General features: G+C 74.2%; 16 protein-coding genes and 1 other RNA gene. 14 read left to right on the top strand and 3 right to left on the bottom strand.

Going from position 1 to position 15,692, the window contains the following annotated elements; genetic code table 11:
* Positions 1-121 precede the first annotated feature (121 nt).
* Together AYX06_RS04725 and AYX06_RS04720 are read left to right on the top strand one after the other, a co-directional pair.
* The gene (locus tag AYX06_RS04725; RefSeq protein WP_232319393.1) at positions 122-787 is read left to right on the top strand and encodes a glycosyltransferase family 2 protein; all 666 of its coding nucleotides are present in this window, start codon (positions 122-124) and stop codon (positions 785-787) included.
* 54 nt (positions 788-841) lie between these two features.
* Positions 842-1,258 (top strand): DUF2304 domain-containing protein, encoded by a 417-nt coding sequence (locus AYX06_RS04720; protein WP_062734808.1) that lies wholly within the window; start codon positions 842-844, stop codon positions 1,256-1,258.
* Positions 1,259-1,268: 10 nt separating this feature from the next.
* On the opposite strand, the gene AYX06_RS04715 is transcribed toward AYX06_RS04720, so the two are convergent.
* Positions 1,269-2,216, bottom strand: coding sequence for a glycerophosphodiester phosphodiesterase (locus AYX06_RS04715; protein WP_062734807.1), 948 nt, complete (start codon positions 2,214-2,216; stop codon positions 1,269-1,271).
* A gap of 388 nt (positions 2,217-2,604) precedes the next feature.
* On the opposite strand from AYX06_RS04715, the gene AYX06_RS04710 reads away from it, so the two are divergent.
* The 8 genes from AYX06_RS04710 to AYX06_RS04675 all read left to right on the top strand — a co-directional run bounded on the left by AYX06_RS04710 (position 2,605) and on the right by AYX06_RS04675 (position 8,599).
* Positions 2,605-3,867: a CpaF family protein gene (locus AYX06_RS04710; protein ID WP_062734806.1), complete on the top strand. Its 1,263-nt coding sequence runs from the start codon at positions 2,605-2,607 to the stop codon at positions 3,865-3,867.
* The gene (locus AYX06_RS04705; RefSeq protein ID WP_062734805.1) at positions 3,864-4,721 is read left to right on the top strand and encodes a type II secretion system F family protein; all 858 of its coding nucleotides are present in this window, start codon (positions 3,864-3,866) and stop codon (positions 4,719-4,721) included. The genes AYX06_RS04710 and AYX06_RS04705 overlap by 4 nt, the downstream gene beginning before the upstream one ends.
* Positions 4,718-5,662 carry a type II secretion system F family protein gene (locus AYX06_RS04700; protein WP_062734804.1) on the top strand — a complete coding sequence of 315 codons (945 nt, stop codon included), beginning with the start codon at positions 4,718-4,720 and terminating at the stop codon, positions 5,660-5,662. The genes AYX06_RS04705 and AYX06_RS04700 overlap by 4 nt, the downstream gene beginning before the upstream one ends.
* A 51-nt stretch (positions 5,663-5,713) precedes the next feature.
* Positions 5,714-5,938, top strand: coding sequence for a hypothetical protein (locus tag AYX06_RS04695; RefSeq protein WP_147017299.1), 225 nt, complete (start codon positions 5,714-5,716; stop codon positions 5,936-5,938).
* A gap of 2 nt (positions 5,939-5,940) precedes the next feature.
* Positions 5,941-6,372 carry a TadE family protein gene (locus AYX06_RS04690; protein WP_084271448.1) on the top strand — a complete coding sequence of 144 codons (432 nt, stop codon included), beginning with the start codon at positions 5,941-5,943 and terminating at the stop codon, positions 6,370-6,372.
* Positions 6,353-6,802 (top strand): hypothetical protein, encoded by a 450-nt coding sequence (locus AYX06_RS04685; RefSeq protein ID WP_232319392.1) that lies wholly within the window; start codon positions 6,353-6,355, stop codon positions 6,800-6,802. The genes AYX06_RS04690 and AYX06_RS04685 overlap by 20 nt, the downstream gene beginning before the upstream one ends.
* Positions 6,799-7,284 carry a pilus assembly protein TadG-related protein gene (locus tag AYX06_RS04680; RefSeq protein WP_062734803.1) on the top strand — a complete coding sequence of 162 codons (486 nt, stop codon included), beginning with the start codon at positions 6,799-6,801 and terminating at the stop codon, positions 7,282-7,284. The genes AYX06_RS04685 and AYX06_RS04680 overlap by 4 nt, the downstream gene beginning before the upstream one ends.
* Positions 7,285-7,453: 169 nt before the next feature.
* Complete coding sequence (locus tag AYX06_RS04675; RefSeq protein WP_062734802.1) at positions 7,454-8,599, top strand: glycerol dehydrogenase; 1,146 nt, start codon at positions 7,454-7,456, stop codon at positions 8,597-8,599.
* Positions 8,600-8,655: 56 nt separating this feature from the next.
* On the opposite strand, the gene AYX06_RS04670 is transcribed toward AYX06_RS04675, so the two are convergent.
* The gene (locus AYX06_RS04670; RefSeq protein WP_062734801.1) at positions 8,656-9,816 is read right to left on the bottom strand and encodes a glucose-1-phosphate adenylyltransferase family protein; all 1,161 of its coding nucleotides are present in this window, start codon (positions 9,814-9,816) and stop codon (positions 8,656-8,658) included.
* An 88-nt stretch (positions 9,817-9,904) separates the two neighbouring features.
* On the opposite strand from AYX06_RS04670, the gene prfB reads away from it, so the two are divergent.
* Positions 9,905-11,026, top strand: coding sequence for a peptide chain release factor 2 (gene prfB, locus AYX06_RS04665; protein ID WP_062734800.1), 1,122 nt, complete (start codon positions 9,905-9,907; stop codon positions 11,024-11,026).
* A 121-nt stretch (positions 11,027-11,147) separates the two neighbouring features.
* On the opposite strand, the gene AYX06_RS04660 is transcribed toward prfB, so the two are convergent.
* The gene (locus AYX06_RS04660; protein WP_062734799.1) at positions 11,148-12,398 is read right to left on the bottom strand and encodes a polysaccharide pyruvyl transferase family protein; all 1,251 of its coding nucleotides are present in this window, start codon (positions 12,396-12,398) and stop codon (positions 11,148-11,150) included.
* A gap of 181 nt (positions 12,399-12,579) precedes the next feature.
* Between AYX06_RS04660 and smpB the strand changes: the two genes are divergently transcribed.
* The 3 genes from smpB to AYX06_RS04645 all read left to right on the top strand — a co-directional run bounded on the left by smpB (position 12,580) and on the right by AYX06_RS04645 (position 15,691).
* Entirely contained in the window at positions 12,580-13,056 is a 477-nt protein-coding gene (gene smpB / locus AYX06_RS04655; RefSeq protein ID WP_062734798.1) for an SsrA-binding protein SmpB, read from the top strand.
* Positions 13,057-13,142: 86 nt separating this feature from the next.
* Positions 13,143-13,525: a transfer-messenger RNA gene (ssrA, locus tag AYX06_RS04650) on the top strand.
* Positions 13,526-14,062: 537 nt separating this feature from the next.
* On the top strand, positions 14,063-15,691 hold the full coding sequence (locus AYX06_RS04645) for a zinc ribbon domain-containing protein (RefSeq protein WP_062734797.1): 1,629 nt from the start codon (positions 14,063-14,065) through the stop codon (positions 15,689-15,691).
* The last annotated feature ends 1 nt before the right edge of the window (position 15,692 follow it).

Below are 15,692 nucleotides of genomic sequence, written 5' to 3'. Positions count from 1 at the left end.
CCTGGCAGCGGGCACAGTCTTGTCCTCACGGTGGGGGGAAGGGTCGGGTCGATCATAGCGGCCACCCGGCCGGGGACCGGTCCTGACGGGCGGGTCCGGCGCGCTGTGCGAGAATGTCCGGGTGAGTCGTTCGTGGATCGTCATGCCCGTGTACAACGAGGCGGCCGTCGTGGGAGAGGTGCTGAGGGAGCTCCGCAGGACCTTCCCGCACGTCGTCTGCGTCGACGACGGATCTTCCGACGACTCCGCCCGGATCTGCGCCGAGGCCGGCGCCGTGGTCGTCCAGCACCCCATCAACCTGGGGCAGGGGGCGGCCCTGCAGACCGGCTTCGAGTACGCCCTGCAGGACCCGGACATGGACTGCGTGGTGACCTTCGACTCCGACGGCCAGCACCGTGTGGTCGACGCGTGGGACATGGTCGGGCGCATCCGCTCGGGGGAGGCGGAGGTCGTGCTCGGCTCCCGGTTCCTGGACCGGCGCACCCAGGTCTCCGCGCTCAAGCGCCTGGTGCTGCGCACCGCGGCGTTCTTCTCCCGGCTCTCCACGGGCATGGACCTCTCCGACGCGCACAACGGGCTGCGCGCCATCGACCGGGGCACGCTGTCGAGGATCCGGCTGACCCAGAACCGGATGGCCCACGCCTCCGAGATCGTCAACCAGCTCGCGGACATCCAGCCGCGCTGGGTGGAGCACCCGGTGCAGATCATCTACACGGACTACTCGAAGTCCAAGGGGCAGTCGCTGCTCAACGGCGTGAACATCCTCGCCGAGCTGTTCGTGAAGTAGCCCCCGCCCCGACCCGCCCGCACACCGCACCACTGAAGGGAAGAGCCGCCCCCCATGATCTACGCCGTGCAGATCCTGCTGGTCCTCGCCGTGGGCTACGGCGCGCTCGCGCTGATCCGCGGCGGGGCCAACGCCAAGCACCAGGCGATCCGCCGGGTGGTCGGGCTGGCCTTCTTCATCTTCGCGGCCCTGTCCATCTTCTTCCCCGACCTGCTCACGGGCGTGGCCCAGTTCTTCGGCATCGGCCGCGGCACCGACCTGGTGCTCTACGGCTTCGTGGTGGTCTTCATGATCACCCAGGCCACCTCCGCCCTGCGCAACCGCCAGCAGGAGGTCAACGTGACCCGGCTGGCCCGGCACATCGCCGTGACCGAGGCGGAGCAGCCGTGGGCCCCGGCTCCGGCCCACACCGGGCGGGCCTCGGTGCGCTCCTTCGCGCCGTCCTCCCCCGGGGAGCGCCCCGCCGGCTGACCGGCACGGGTCAGGCCTCCCGGACCACCCGGGAGAGCAGGTCCGGCCGGTCGGTCATGACGCCGTCCACGCCCCACGCCAGCAGCCGGCGCATGTCCTCCTCCCGGTCGATCGTCCACACGTCCACGCGCAGGCCGGCCTGCTGGGCGGCCCGCAGCAGCCGGGGCGTGAGGACCCGCAGCCCCAGGAGGGTGTCCGGGGGCTGCAGGCCCTGGAAGGGTGGGGTGTGGCGGTCCTGGCGGCCCAGCAGGCACAGCAGCCGGAACGCCGCGAACTCCGTGACGGCGGCCGCCGTGGGGACCGCCCCGTCCGAAGCCCGCCGGAAGCGCCGGATCGAGGCGGTGCGGTTGGCCGCGACCAGCGTGCGGTGCTGGGCGCCCGCCGCCCGGACGGTCCGCCAGACGGCCTCCTCGGCGCCGGGGCGGTTGCCCTTGAGCTCGATCGCCACGGGGTGGTCCGGGAAGGACGCGTAGACCTCCGCCAGCGTGGGGACCCGCACCCCGCGCCCCCGCCACGGGAAACTCTCCCCGTCCGGGGTGAACGCGTGCCCGGCGTCCAGGCGCTGCAGCTGCGCGGTGGGCAGCAGGGCGACCGCCCCGGTCCCGTCCGTCGTGCGGTCCACCGTCAGGTCGTGCATCAGCACGGCCGTGCCGTCGGCGCTGACCTGCACGTCGAGCTCCAGCACGACGTCGCCGAGGGCCGCCGCCGCCCGGAACGCCTCGAGGGTGTTCTCGGGCGCGACCTCGGCGCCGCCCCGGTGGGCGAAGGTCGTCGGCCAGTCCCGGGGCACGGGAGTCCTCGTGCCCGGTGCGGGGGAGCCCACGTGCCGGACGAGGGCCGCGCCGGCGGCGCCGGTGAGCAGGTTCCCGGCGAAGGGGACGGCCGCGAGCAGCAGCGCCCGGGCCCGGGTGGTGACGCCGGGGCGCGCCCCGTGCTGCTCGGTGGTCACGTGGGTCACGGCGGTCCTTCCGGTCGGCGGCGGTCCGGGCGGCGCCGTGCTGGGGGCGCTCGGTGCGGATCTCGGACGGGGACGTCCGGTGCGGAGCACCTCCGCCCGCCCACCCTACGGCTCCCGCGGCGTGCGGCGCACGCCGGCGCGTGCCGTGGCGGATCGCGGCGGCTCGGCGGAGAGCGGCGCCGCCGACGCGAGGGTTCATGCACCCGCATCCTGCGACGGATTGTGCGTTCGCAGTCGGGAACAACACCGCAGGTCAGCGCCGGCTGTCCACAGGGGGCGGCCCCGGGGTTGTGGGGAGTGCCGTCGTCTCGCCTATGTTCCTGTGCATGCGCTCCGGGGGGAGCGCTGCCGGTGCGCATCGCGCGCCGGGCACCGCGCAGGGGGTCACATGGCGGCACTGCTCTCCGAGGACGCGCTCGGGCTCGTGGAGGCGGAGGTGCGCGAGCTGATCCGGCGCCGGGGGCTGGACCCGGTGCTGGAGCCGGAGCGGACCCGGGAGCTGGTGGACGCCGCGGTGCGCGACTACGACCAGCGCTCGGCGCGCGGGGTGCTGCCGGCCCTGACCGACCTGCAGGCCGCCCGCCGGGTGCTGCTGGACCTCGTGGCGGGGTTCGGGCCGCTGCAGCCGCTGCTGGACGACCCCCGGATCGAGGAGATCTGGATCAACGGCCCCGCGGAGGTCTACGCGGCCCGCGGCGGGGAGTCCGAGCTGACCAGCCTGGTGCTGACCGAGGCGCAGATCCGCAACCTGGTGGAGCGGATGCTGAAGTCCTCGGGCCGCCGGCTGGACCTCTCCTCCCCGTTCGTGGACGCGGCGCTGCCGGACGGGTCCCGGCTGCACGTGGTGATCCCGGACGTGACCCGCAGGCACTGGGCGGTGAACATCCGCAAGTTCGTGGCCCGGGCCCGCCGGCTCGACGACCTCGTGGAGCTGGGCTCGCTGCCGGCCCGCGCGGCGCGCTTCCTCGACGCGGCGGTGGCCGGCGGCCTGAACATCCTCGTCTCGGGCGCCACGCAGGCCGGGAAGACCACGCTCCTCAACTGCTTGTGCGCCTCGATCGGACCGCGGGAGCGGGTCGTGACCGTCGAGGAGATCTTCGAGCTGCAGGTGCCCCTGCGCGACGTCGTGGGCATGCAGTGCCGCCAGCCCAACCTCGAGGGCACCGGCGAGATCCCCCTGCGGCGGCTGGTGAAGGAGGCACTGCGGATGCGCCCGGACCGCCTCGTGGTGGGAGAGGTGCGGGAGGCCGAGAGCCTGGACATGCTCATCGCGCTCAACAGCGGACTGCCCGGCATGTGCAGCCTGCACGCGAACTCGGCCCGGGACGCCGTGACGAAGATCTGCACCCTGCCGCTGCTCGCGGGGGAGAACATCAGCACGGGCTTCGTCGTGCCGACCGTGGCCTCGTGCTTCGACCTCGTGGTGCACTGCCACCGGGACGCCGACGGCCGCCGCCGCGTCACCGAGATCCTCGGCATCGGCAACCGGGTCGAGAACGGCGTGATCGAGACGTACCCGGTCTTCGCCGAGGGGGCCGACGGCCTGCGCGCGGTGGCCGCAGAGGCCCCGGCGGCGTGGAAGTTCGAGCGGGCCGGGCACCGGGTGCGCGACCTGCTCGCCGAGGACGGAGCGCGTGGGGGCGCCCGGTGAGCGCCGCGCTCGGCGTGCTGATGGGCGCGGGCGTGTTCCTGCTCTGGTGGTCGTGCTGGGCGGAGGAGACGCCACGGGCGCAGCGGCGCCGCCGGATCGGGCGGCTGCGCGAGCTGCTGGTGCGCGCGGACCTGGCCCGGGTCAGCCCCGCCGGGCTGCTGGCGGCCTGCGCCGGGGCCGGGGCGCTGAGCGGACTGCTCGTCGCCGCCGTCACCGGCGCGGCCGTGCTCGGGCTGTGCGCGGGCCTGCTCGGCGCCTGGCTCCCGGCGGCGGTCGTCCGGCACCGGGCCCGCACCCGCGCCGCGGTGCTGCGGGAGGTGTGGCCCGACGTCGTCGACCACCTGCGCTCGGCGATCCGCGCGGGCATGTCCCTGCCGGAGGCACTGATCCAGCTCCAGTACCGCGGCCCCGAGCCGGTGCGCCCGGCCTTCGCCCGCTTCGCCGCCGACTACCGGGCGTCGGGCCAGCTGCAGGGCTCGCTCACGCTCCTCAAGGACCGGCTGGCCGACCCGGTCGCGGACAACATCGTCGAGGCGCTGCGCGTGACGCGGGAGGTGGGCGGCACCGACCTCGGGAGGCTGCTCGGCACCCTCTCGGAGTTCCTGCGCGAGAACGCCCGCACCCGCGGCGAGCTGGAGGCCCGCCAGTCCTGGACCGTCAACGCCGCGCGCCTGGCCGTGGCCGCCCCGTGGATCGTGCTGCTGCTGATGGCCACCCAGCCCGCGGCCGTCCGCGCCTACGACACCCCGGCCGGTGCGCTCGTGCTGCTGGGCGGGCTGGTCGTGTCCGTGCTCGCCTACCGCCTGATGCTGCGCATCGGCGCGCTGCCCGAACCCGAGCGGGTGCTGCGATGAGCGGCTCCCCGGCCCTGCTGGTCCTCCTCGGCCTGCTGCTCGCCGCAGGCCTGTGGCTCGTGCTCACCGGGAGCCGGGTGACCGGCGGGCCCTCCTTCGCCGCGCGGATCTCCCCGCAGCTGCGCTCGGTGGAGGTCGAGTCCGCGCTGCTGGCCGGACCGGGGCCGCGCCGCGCCGGGACCCAGGACCCGGGGAGCACGGTGCTGGGCTCCGCCGCCCGGGACCTGGCCCGGCGGCTGGTGCGGCACGCCGGCTCCTCGTCGCGGGTGGAGCGGCGGCTCGCCCGCGCCGGATCCGCCGGCACGGCGGCCGACTTCCGCGCGGAGCAGCTGCTGTTCGCGACGGGGGGCCTGCTGATCGGCGTCCTGCTGGGCCTGGCCGCCGCCGCCCGCTGGGGCACGGGCGGCGCGGGCGGGGTACTGGCCGCGGCGGCCACGGCGGCGGCCGGCCACCTGCTGCGCGACCACCTGCTGAGCCGGCGGATCCGGGCCCGGGAGGCGAGGATGCTCGCCGAGTTCCCCGCCGTGGCCGAGCTCATGGCGCTGTCCGTGGGCGCGGGCGAGAGCGCGGTGGGGTCGCTGGAGCGGGTGTGCCGGGTCGCGGAGGGCGAGCTCACGGCGGAGTTCCGCCAGGTGCTGGCCCAGACCCGGTCGGGGGCCGGCCTGGTGCACGCCCTGCAGGACTTCGCCGCGCGCACCCCGGTGGCCCCGATCGGGCGGTTCGTCGACGGCATCGTCGTCGCGATCGAGCGCGGCACGCCCCTGGCCGACGTCCTGCGCGCCCAGGCCCAGGACGTGCGCGACCACGACAAGCGCGAGCTGATGGAGGCCGCCGGGCGCAAGGAGATCGCCATGATGGTCCCCCTGGTGTTCTTCGTGCTGCCGCTGACCGTCGTGTTCGCGGTGTACCCGGGGCTGGCCGTGCTGGAGCTCGGCTTCTGAGGACCCCCACCGGGCCCGGCTCCGGGCCGCACCACCACGAAAGGACACCCCATGAAACACCTGCTCCGGCCGGCCGCGCTGCTCGGCGTGCTCGCCCTGATCCGCACCGGACTCCTCGACCGGCTCGCCGCCGAGGACCCCGACCGTGGCGACGTCCCCGGCTGGGTCATGCTGACGCTGATGTCGGCGGTGCTCGTGGCCGGGCTGCTCCTCGTGGCGCAGCCGGCCCTGGAAGGGCTCTTCCAGGACGCCATGGCCCGGGTCAGCCAGAACTGAGCATGCGGCTCGCGCGCCTGCTCCGGCCGCTGCAAGCCCGGTTGCGGGGAGCCGGCGGGCCCGCGGCCGCGGACCGGGGCCACGCCGTGGTGGAGTACGTCATGGTGGCCGGTCTCGCGGCGATGATCTTCGCCGGCACCCTGCAGCTGGCGCTGGCCCTGCACGTGCGCAACACCCTCATCGACGCCGCGGCGGCCGGGGCCCGGTACGGGACCCTGGCGGACCGGTCGCCCGAGGACGGGGTGCAGCGCACCCGCCGGATCGTCGCCGACGCCCTCGGACCCCGCTACGCCCAGGACGTCGCCGCCTCCCCCGTGACGGTGGGGGAGGTGCGGACGCTGGAGGTCCGCGTCGTCTCCCCGCTGCCGGTGGTGGCGCTGTTCGGCCCGCCCGCGTCCCTGGAAGTGCGCGGCCATGCCGTGCTCGGCGGCTGAGCCGCGCCCCGCCCGCGGGCCGGCGGAGGACGAGGGCAGCGCGGTGGTCGAGTTCGTGGCCCTGGGGACGCTGCTGCTGGTCCCGGTCGTCTACTTCGTGCTCACGGTGGCCCAGGTCCAGGCCGGGGCGTTCGCCGTCGTGGCCGCGGCGCACCAGGGCTCCCAGGTCCTGGCCGGGGCCGAGCCCGGGGAGCTCGCCGCGGCCGACCTGACCGCGGCGGCGCAGCTGGCGGCCGCGGACCAGGGCTTCGGGCCCGAGCAGCTCGCCGTCCGGCTCGAGTGCTCCGACGGGGCCTGCACGAGCCCCGGCGCGGTCGCCACGGTGCACACCACCCTGGAGGTCCCGCTGCCCCTGGTGCCGGGCTTCACCGACATGGAGGTCGCCGTGCTCACCTCCTCGGCCACGGTCGTGCCGGGGAGGTACGGGTGAGCAGGCCGGACGCGGTCCCGGACCGGGGCCCGGAGGGCGGCCCGGAGGACGGTCCGGACAGCGGGCAGGTCACGATCCTGGTGCTCGGCTTCGCGGTGGTCTCCCTGCTGCTGACGGTGGTGGTCATGGGCGTCACGTCCGTCTACCTGGGGGAGCGGAAGCTGCAGGTGCTGGCCGACAACGCCGCGCTCGCCGCGGCGGACACCTTCGTGGCGCTGCGCCCCGGCGGTCCCGGCGCACCGCCCAGCACCGTCCTGGACGACGACGCCGTGGCCGGGGCCGCGGCGAGCTACCTCGACACCGTCGGCGCCTGGACCGCCACCCCGGGCCTGGCCCTGGCCGCCCCGACGGGCAGTCCGGACGGGCGCACCGCCGAGGTGACGCTGACCGCCGTCGTGCACCCGCCGGTGGTCAACCTGCTGGTGCCCGACGGCATCGCGATCACCGCCGGCAGCGAGGCCCGCGCCCAGCTCGGGCGGTGAGCGCCGTCGCCCCGCGCAACGTTGCGGGCGCGGCGCGACACGGTTCTCAACGGGCGAGAACACCCCTGGCGCCGGGCGCCGCGCCGTTCCTGCGCTGGCGGGCACCGGGGAGGACACCCCGGGCGGCACGCGCACCGACCTGCCGGCACCGTCGTCGAAGGAGAACGCCATGGACGCTCCCGTCCGCTCCGTCATCAGCCCCGGGCGCTACGTCCAGGGACCGGGCGCCATCGCACGCCTGGGCGAGTACCTCTCCGCCATCGGGCGGACCCCCCTCGTCGTGGCCGACGACGTCGTCTGGGGGTTCGTGGGCCACGACGTGGAGGCGTCCCTGACGCGGGCCGGCATGACGGCCACGCGCGAGAAGTTCCACGGCATCCCCTCGGCCGGGGAGATCGACCGGCTCACCGCCGTCATCCGCGACACGGGAGCCGACGTGGCCGTGGCCGTGGGCGGCGGCAGCACCATCGACGCGGTCAAGGCGTCCGGGTACCTCGCCGGCATCCGGTGGGTCAGCGTGCCCACCGTCGCCTCCACCGACGCCCCGACCTCGGCGCTGGCGGTCGTCTACACGGACGAGGGCGTGTTCGAGGAGTACCGCTTCTTCCCCCGCAACCCCGACCTCGTCCTCGTGGACTCCCAGCTGGTGGCCAACGCGCCCGCGACGTTCCTGGCGGCAGGGGTCGGCGACGCCCTGGCCACCTGGCTGGAGGCCCGGGCCACCGCCGCCTCGGGGTCGCTGACCATGGCCGGGGGAACGGCCACCCTCACGGGCACCGCCCTGGCCCGGCTGAGCTGGGACGTGCTGTGGGAGAACGCCCTCGTGGCGATGGACGCGGCCCGGGACCACGTGGTGACCCCGGCGCTGGAGAAGGTCATCGAGGCCAACACCCTGCTGTCCGGGCTCGGCTTCGAGTCGGGGGGCCTGGCCGCGGCCCACGCCGTCCACAACGGGCTGACCGCCGCACCGCAGACCCACGGCCTGGCCCACGGGCAGAAGGTCAACATCGGCTCGATCACCCAGCTGGTGCTGGAGGGGGCGCCGAGCGCGGAGATCGTGGACTTCATCGAGTTCACCACCCGGGTGGGGCTGCCGACCACGCTCACGGAGATCGGGCTGCGCCCGGAGGACACCGAGGAGATCCAGGCCGTGGCCCGGGCGGCGACCGTGGAGGGCGAGACCATCCACAGCATGCCCTTCACCGTGCGGGCGGAGGACGTCGCCGCGGCGCTGACCTCGATCGAGCGCCTGGGCCGGCGGGTGCGCGAGCGCGCCGGGCTGCCCGAGCCGCAGCCCTACCGCCACGCCCACTAGCGACCCTCCCGGCCTGTGCCCCGCCCCGGGCCGCCCGGCACCGGCCCGGGGCGGGCTCAGAAGCCGCCGGGCAGGGCCGACCGGCGGTCGAACTCCTCCGTGACGGACACGGCGCCGGACCCGTCGAGCAGGGTGACGGCGCCGGGACCGCCGTGCACGCCCGCGGGTACCCCGGCGCCCACGTCGGCCACGACGTTCTCCAGGTGCGCCCCGGCGGGCACCCGCACGCCGTCCAGCAGCACCGAGTGGCGCACCGTGGCGCCCTCCTCGACCACCACGCCGGGGCCCAGCACGGAGTGCTCCACGGTGCCGCGCACCGTCGAGCCCGCCGCGACCATGGACCGGCGCACGTCGGCGCCGCCCTCGATCCGGGCGGGCACCAGCTGCGGCTGGGCCGAGAGGATCGGCCAGTCCGGGTCGTCGAGGGTGACCCCCTCGCCGTCGAGCACCTGGAGGTGCGCCGTCCAGTAGGACTGCAGGGTGCCCAGGTCCATCCAGTACCCCTCCAGGCGGTGCTCCACCACGGTGCGGTGGGCCACGAACCAGGGCACGAGGTCGTGGCCGTAGTCCTCGAGCTGCCCCTCCTGCTCGTGCAGCTCCTCCAGGGCCGCCAGCAGCTGCTGCGCGTCGTAGAGGAACATCTCACCGGCCACCAGCCGCCCCTGCGGCCGCTCGGGCTTGTAGTCGAAGCCGGTCACGCGCCCGTCGTCGTCGGCCTGCACCACGCCGTAGCGGGAGGGGTCCTCGTCCACGACCGTGGTGACCATGGTCAGGTCCGCGCCCTTCTCCCGGTGGGTCTCGATCACGTCGAGGAAGTTCAGGGTGTAGAGGTGGTCGGCGCTGAGCACCAGGACCAGGTCCGGGGCGAAGTCCCGGATGAGGTCCTTCTGCCGGTAGAGGGAGTCCGCGTTGCCCTCGGCGAAGCCCGCGTCCTCGGTGCCCTCGTACGGGGGCAGGACCTGCAGGCCGCCGTGCGTGCGGTCGAGGTCCCAGGGGCGGCCGTTGGCCAGGTGCCGGTTGAGGCTGTGGGGGAGGTACTGCTGGACCACCCACACGTCGGAGATGTGGGAGTGCGCCAGATTGGACAGCGCGACGTCGACCAGCCGGTAGGTGCCGGCCACGGGCAGGGCCGGCTTGACCTTCTTCTCGGTCAGCGCGGCGAGGCGGGAGCCCTTCCCGCCGGCGAGCACGAGGGCCAGGGTCCGGGGAATGCGCATCGTGCGTCCTCTCTCTCGGCTTCATCCTGCCAGAGGGGCGGGCTCCTGGCCCGGGGCAATTTGCCCCCATGCGATAATCTTGGCTTCCATGGCCTCCCTTGACTTCCCGGCAGAGATCTCCGCCCTCCGTTCCACGTTCGCCTCCATCGAGGCCGTGAGCGATGTCGACGCGATCCGGCGGGACATCGCCGAGCTCTCGCAGCAGGCGACCGCCCCGGACCTGTGGGACGATCCCGCCGTGGCGCAGAAGATCACCTCCAAGCTCTCCCACAAGCAGTCCGATCTCGAGCGGCTCGAGAAGCTGGGCGGCCGGATCGACGACATCGAGGTCATGGTGCAGCTGGCCGCCGAGGAGGACGACCCGGAGACCCTGGAGCTGGCCGTGGAGGAGCTCGCGTCGGTCAAGCAGGCGCTCTCGCAGCTCGAGGTGCAGACCCTGCTCTCCGGGGAGTACGACGAGCGCGAGGCCGTGGTGACCATCCGCGCCGGCGCCGGCGGGGTGGACGCAGCCGACTTCGCCGAGATGCTGATGCGGATGTACCTGCGCTGGGCCGAGCGCCACGGCTACCCGACCACGGTCCTGGACACCTCCTACGCGGAGGAGGCGGGCCTGAAGTCCGCCACGTTCGAGGTCAAGGCGCCCTACGCGTTCGGCACCCTCTCCGTGGAGGCCGGCACGCACCGGCTCGTGCGCATCTCCCCGTTCGACAACCAGGGCCGGCGCCAGACCTCCTTCGCGGCCGTGGAGGTCATCCCGCTCATCGAGCAGGACGACTCGATCGAGATCCCCGAGTCCGAGATCAAGGTCGACGTCTTCCGCTCCTCGGGCCCGGGCGGTCAGTCCGTGAACACCACCGACTCCGCGGTGCGGATGACCCACATCCCCACGGGCATCGTGGTGTCCATGCAGAACGAGAAGTCCCAGATCCAGAACCGTGCCGCCGCGCTGCGCGTGCTCCAGTCCCGTCTGCTGCTGCAGCGCCAGGAGGAGGAGAGCGCCAAGAAGAAGGAGCTCGCCGGTGACGTCAAGGCGTCCTGGGGGGACCAGATGCGCTCCTACGTGCTCAACCCGTACCAGATGGTCAAGGACCTGCGGACCAACCACGAGGAGGGCAACCCCTCCGCGATCTTCGACGGCGCGATCGACGGCTTCGTCGACGCCGGCATCCGCTGGCGGGCCGACCAGCGGCACGCGCCCGCGGACGCCTGAGCCCGCCGGGTCCGCGCCTGCCGGGTCCGCCGGGTCCGCGGGCCGAGGGGGCCTGCTGCGCCCGAGCTCCCGCCGGACGAATGGAGCCCGGCCGGTCCGCGGACCGGCCGGGCTCCTCTCGTCAGCGGCGCAGGAAGCGGGCCACCGTCCGGCCGGGCGGGACCCGTCCGGCGGCGGCGGCCGGCGGATCCTCCAGCGCCTCCCGGGCCGGGTAGAGCTCCTCCGCCTCCCGCAGCTTCGTGCGGTGCAGCCGGGCGGCGGTCTCCGGGAACGACGACGAGCGCGCGGGCGGCTGCGCCGTGCGGCTGCCGGCCGGGGTGACGGACCAGCCCGTGCCGGCGTCGAGCAGGGACTGGTGCTTGACCCGGTAGTAGTCCGCGCTCACCTCCAGCGCCGTGCCCTCGGCCCCGCAGGCAGCGGCCAGCAGGTGGAAGTGGAACCGGGAGGTCAGCCAGGTCTGGCCGGCCCGGGCGGGGAAGCCCTCCTGCCAGACCCGGGTGAAGGGCACGAAGTGCTGCTCGGGGATCAGGTCCGCCAGGCGGTCGAAGGCCGCGCGGTCCGCCCCCGGGATCGCCTCGAGGTAGCGCACGGTCCGGCCCGCCAGCTCGGGCCCCGTGAGGGCGGTGCGCACGGCGGCCACCGCGTCGTCGAGGACCCCCGGGTCGGCCATGTCGCTCTGCAGGCACACCCACACGTCGCCCTCCGCAGCGGGCGCCCCGGACGGGCCGGCCGGGAACCCGGCCACGTCGGGCAGCCCGAGGAAGGCGTCGTCGGGCGCCCGCCGGGCCCGGGACAGCTGCGCGCTGGGCGCGTCCCGGACGGTGACGTGGTCGAAGGCGGCGAGCGCCTCGCGCAGGGTCTCCGTGGCCGCAGCGGTGTCCTCGGCCGGGGTCAGGCCCAGGCCGGTGGCCGCCAGCCGCGCGCCGGAGAGCTCGCCCAGCCGCCGCGCCGCACGCAGCAGGCGGGCGTGGTGCGGCCAGATGGCGTTGAGGTACCCGCCCCCGATCAGGTGCACCGAGCTCGCCCGCCGGGCCCCGAGCAGGCCGAGGTCGTAGCGCGGGGAGCCCAGGGAGGTCACCACCCGGTCCACGTGGGCGTCCGCGGCGGCCGGGTCCATCTCCGTCGTCTCGAAGACGAGCCGCCAGAGGGTGTCCGTGGTCCGCAGCCGCGGGTGCAGCCCGTCGAAGAGGTGGGACGCCAGCCCGGGGTGCGGGCAGTCGAGCCAGACCTCGGCGTCGGGCCGGGTGCGGGCGAGGAAGCGCAGCCACGAGGCGGCGATGAACTCGTCGCCGAAGTTCGGGTGACCGCTCGTGCCGACGAGGTAGAGGATGTCCGCGGCTGGGGACGGCGCGGAGGGGGCGATGTCCAGCATTGGCCCAGCGTACCGGGTGCCCGGGCGGCGACCTGGGACGACGCCCCGTCGCGGGACCGGCCGGCGGTGGCCCGGCGCGGACCGCGCCGGGGGAGAGGGGGGTGGCGTAGGATGGAGGACCGGCCGCGCGCCCCGGCGCGCGGCCGCGTTCCGTCCGCACCGTTCCCGAGGGAGGAGGCCCATGGCCACGAAGGACACCGGCCGCCAGGTCGTCGCGAACAACAAGAAGGCCCGGCACGACTACCACGTCCTCGACACCTACGAGGCCGGTCTCGCCCTCATGGGCACGGAGGTGAAGTCCCTGCGGATGGGCCGCGCCTCGCTCGTGGACGGGTTCTGCCAGTTCACCGACGGCGAGCTGTGGCTCGAGGGCGTGCACATCCCCGAGTACCTCCAGGGGTCGTGGACGAACCACTCCGCCCGCCGGCGCCGGAAGCTGCTGCTGCACCGCAGCGAGATGGACAAGATCGAGCAGAAGGTCCGGGAGTCGGGCTTCACGATCGTGCCGCTGTCCCTGTACTTCGTGGACGGCAAACGGGTCAAGGTGGAGATCGCCGTGGCCAAGGGCAAGAGGGAGTACGACAAGCGCCAGGCGCTGCGGGAGAAGCAGGACAACCGGGAGGCCCAGCGGGCCATGCGGTACAAGAACCTGGGCTGAACCCCGGCGCCGGCTCCTTGCACGGCCACGTACCGCGCGGTAGACTGATGTATCCCGCTGCGGCGGGGTGCTTGGAAACAGAATACGGGGATGATCGGTTTCGACGATGTGAGTTGAGACAGGGGAAGCGGGTCGAGGACGCAGAGTTATCTCGTAAACGCTCTCTGTAAAACAATAGTTGCCAATTCCAACAGCAACGCCACCGCAAAGTCTGACCTCGCGCTCGCCGCGTAACCAGACTTAGGTGACTGTCAGCCCGGGTTCGCCTTCGACCCGGGGCCTGGCATCAGCTAGAAGGCCACTGCTCCAGCCGTTCGTCGCGGGCGTCTGGAGAACACTTGCGCGACTGAGTCCGTCGGCCACGGGTCTGCACGAGGGCCGGGACTGAGAAAACGTCACGCAGACTGCACCCGGAGAAGCCCTGACAAAGCTGCATCGGACGGGGGTTCAATTCCCCCCATCTCCACATTCCCGGCGGGGACGTGCCTGTGGGCACGTCCCCGCTTTTCTGTTGCCATCTTCCGGGGCCACGGCCGCGGCGCGGTGTCGCCCGCACCGGACACGGACGACATCCGCCTCTCCGGGGGTGCCCCTGCACACGGCCCGCAGCGTCAGGCGCCGCCCTCCTCGGCGGGGCCCGTCACACGTCCGCACCCTGGCTGCGGACGGCTCGTCCACTGCTACATTGGGGCCATGGACATCGTCGTTCCAGTCGGCGGACCCAGCGGTGGCCATCACCGTTCGTGAGGGCGAGCAGGCGGAGGTCCGCCCGCACGCCGCGGTCGCGACGCCCGTGATGAAGGGGCGTCCGGGAGTCGACGACGGGCCGGAACGGGTCGTGCCGCCGACGTGCCGGGCTGGTACGGGCACCTGGGGAACGACGAACCAGGGCGAGCTGCCGCAAAGCGGCCGGGACCCCGTCCCACGGACCTGCGCGGGGCGCCGGCGGCGCATCGGTGACAGGGCATCGGCCGTGCTGCACCGCATTCCGAGGAGCCTCCGCGGGGTGGGCCCACGCTCCGCCCGATTCCTGGCACTCCTCCGCGGGATCCTGCTGGCCATGGTCGCCGTGCTGATGCTCACGGCCGCCGGGAACCCCGGTCCGCCGTCGTCCGGCACCCTGCACAGCGGCATGGAGGGCACCAAGGCCGCGCTCGTGCGGATCGAGCTCCGCGCGGCCGCCGAGATCGCCCACATCGACCACACCACCGGTGAGGTGGAAGTCTCCCGGGGCCGATCCACCGTTCCCCTGGGCTCCGCAACGGGCGTGCTGACGTCCGCGGACGGCATCGTCGCCACCACTTGGGACAATCTCGCCATCGACGAGTCGGCGGTGGCGGTGTACGCCGCGAACGAGCTGTTCGCCGAGGAGATCGGGGTGCAGGTCGTCGGCAACGGCGGCGACCCGGCTCGGAGAGGCTCCACGCCGGACCCCTACTGGAGACCGCACCTGCAGCACTGCTACGACCAGGTGACGCACTGCGTGCTCTTCCGGGTCCCGCAGTACCACGTCCGCACCTACACCTCCGAGCCCGGTGGCGTCATGGCCGAGCTGCTCAACTCGCCGTCGGACCCCGGAGACGTCGCGCTGCTGCGGATCGGTGGAGGAGGGGGAGCACCCACGGCGACGCTCGCGGCCCCGGGCACCACGCCCGGTCCGGACCCGGTCGTCCTCGGCTTCACGGAACGGCCGTCGCCTGAGGCCGGCCCCGCAGAGATCCCGGCGACGGTGGACGCGTCCACCGGTTCGATCAGTGCGGAGGAGGACCTCGCGGCGCCGTTGGACGCGGGTGTGTCCGGCGGACCGGTCCTCGACCGGGCGAGCGGTGAGGTCCTCGGCCTCACCGGGCCTCTCCAGGAGGACGGCTCGGCGTCGCTCGTGTCCGCGGACGCCGTCCGGGCGGCGATGACGGAAGCGGACGTGGAGCCGGCACCGTCGAAGTTCGACGCCGTGTTCCGCCGGGGAGTCGATCATCTCGCGGCGGGCAACCAGGGTGGGGCGGCGGAGAGCTCCCTCGAGGAGGCTCTCACCTATTACGACTCCGCCCTGGCCGCAGCCCACCTGGACCGGGCGCGGGGCTCGTCCGACAGCCGGCCGTCGGCCGACGCGGCGGCCACGGGCACCGGCACGGGCGGCCCGTCCCTGGGCGCGCTGCTGCCCGTCGTCGTCGGTGCCCTGTTGCTGCTGGGTGTCGTCGGGGCCGTCCTGCTGCGGCGCCGTAGGGCATCGACGAATGTTTCCGCGTCCGGCGCCCTGCACGCCCCGGAGGCGGGGTCCAGGTCAGCCTCTCACGCGGTGTCGCGGCCGGGTCGGTCGGGAGCCGATGACAAGGCGTCCCGGTCGACGATCGCCGCACGGGCCGACCGCGGCCGTCCGGACTCCGGCACGGCCGCTTCGACCGAGCGCCCGCGCTCCGCCCAGCGGACGTCCCGTCCGACCGCGGGGCCGGTGGATGCCGGGACGCCCCCGGCCACGTACAGGAACCGGTCGCGGGCCGACGACGAGACGCGTGCCGCGGGTGCGCTCGCTCCGCGTGCGGCCGAGGGACCACCCCCTGCCTTCTGCTCCCAGTGCGGGCGGCCGGTGCGGCCGGGAGCACGGTTCTGCTCCGGCTGCGGTCAACCGGTCGGATGAC

This window comes from Kocuria turfanensis (assembly GCF_001580365.1).
Taxonomy (GTDB): Bacteria; Actinomycetota; Actinomycetes; order Actinomycetales; family Micrococcaceae; genus Kocuria; species Kocuria turfanensis.
The sequence above is the reverse complement of the archived record's forward strand: the minus strand, read 5'-3'. Positions and strand labels throughout refer to the sequence as shown.

Excerpts from the sequence above, each read along its gene's own strand:
- AYX06_RS04685 (WP_232319392.1), top strand. The coding sequence starts at position 6,353 with ATGCCGTGCTCGGCGGCTGAGCCGCGCCCCGCCCGCGGGCCGGCGGAG.
- AYX06_RS04720 (WP_062734808.1), top strand. The coding sequence starts at position 842 with ATGATCTACGCCGTGCAGATCCTGCTGGTCCTCGCCGTGGGCTACGGC.
- AYX06_RS04690 (WP_084271448.1), top strand. The coding sequence starts at position 5,941 with ATGCGGCTCGCGCGCCTGCTCCGGCCGCTGCAAGCCCGGTTGCGGGGA.
- smpB (WP_062734798.1), top strand. The coding sequence starts at position 12,580 with ATGGCCACGAAGGACACCGGCCGCCAGGTCGTCGCGAACAACAAGAAG.
- prfB (WP_062734800.1), top strand. The coding sequence starts at position 9,905 with ATGGCCTCCCTTGACTTCCCGGCAGAGATCTCCGCCCTCCGTTCCACG.
- AYX06_RS04710 (WP_062734806.1), top strand. The coding sequence starts at position 2,605 with ATGGCGGCACTGCTCTCCGAGGACGCGCTCGGGCTCGTGGAGGCGGAG.
- AYX06_RS04670 (WP_062734801.1), bottom strand. The coding sequence starts at position 9,816 with ATGCGCATTCCCCGGACCCTGGCCCTCGTGCTCGCCGGCGGGAAGGGC.
- AYX06_RS04675 (WP_062734802.1), top strand. The coding sequence starts at position 7,454 with ATGGACGCTCCCGTCCGCTCCGTCATCAGCCCCGGGCGCTACGTCCAG.
- AYX06_RS04700 (WP_062734804.1), top strand. The coding sequence starts at position 4,718 with ATGAGCGGCTCCCCGGCCCTGCTGGTCCTCCTCGGCCTGCTGCTCGCC.
- AYX06_RS04695 (WP_147017299.1), top strand. The coding sequence starts at position 5,714 with ATGAAACACCTGCTCCGGCCGGCCGCGCTGCTCGGCGTGCTCGCCCTG.
- AYX06_RS04660 (WP_062734799.1), bottom strand. The coding sequence starts at position 12,398 with ATGCTGGACATCGCCCCCTCCGCGCCGTCCCCAGCCGCGGACATCCTC.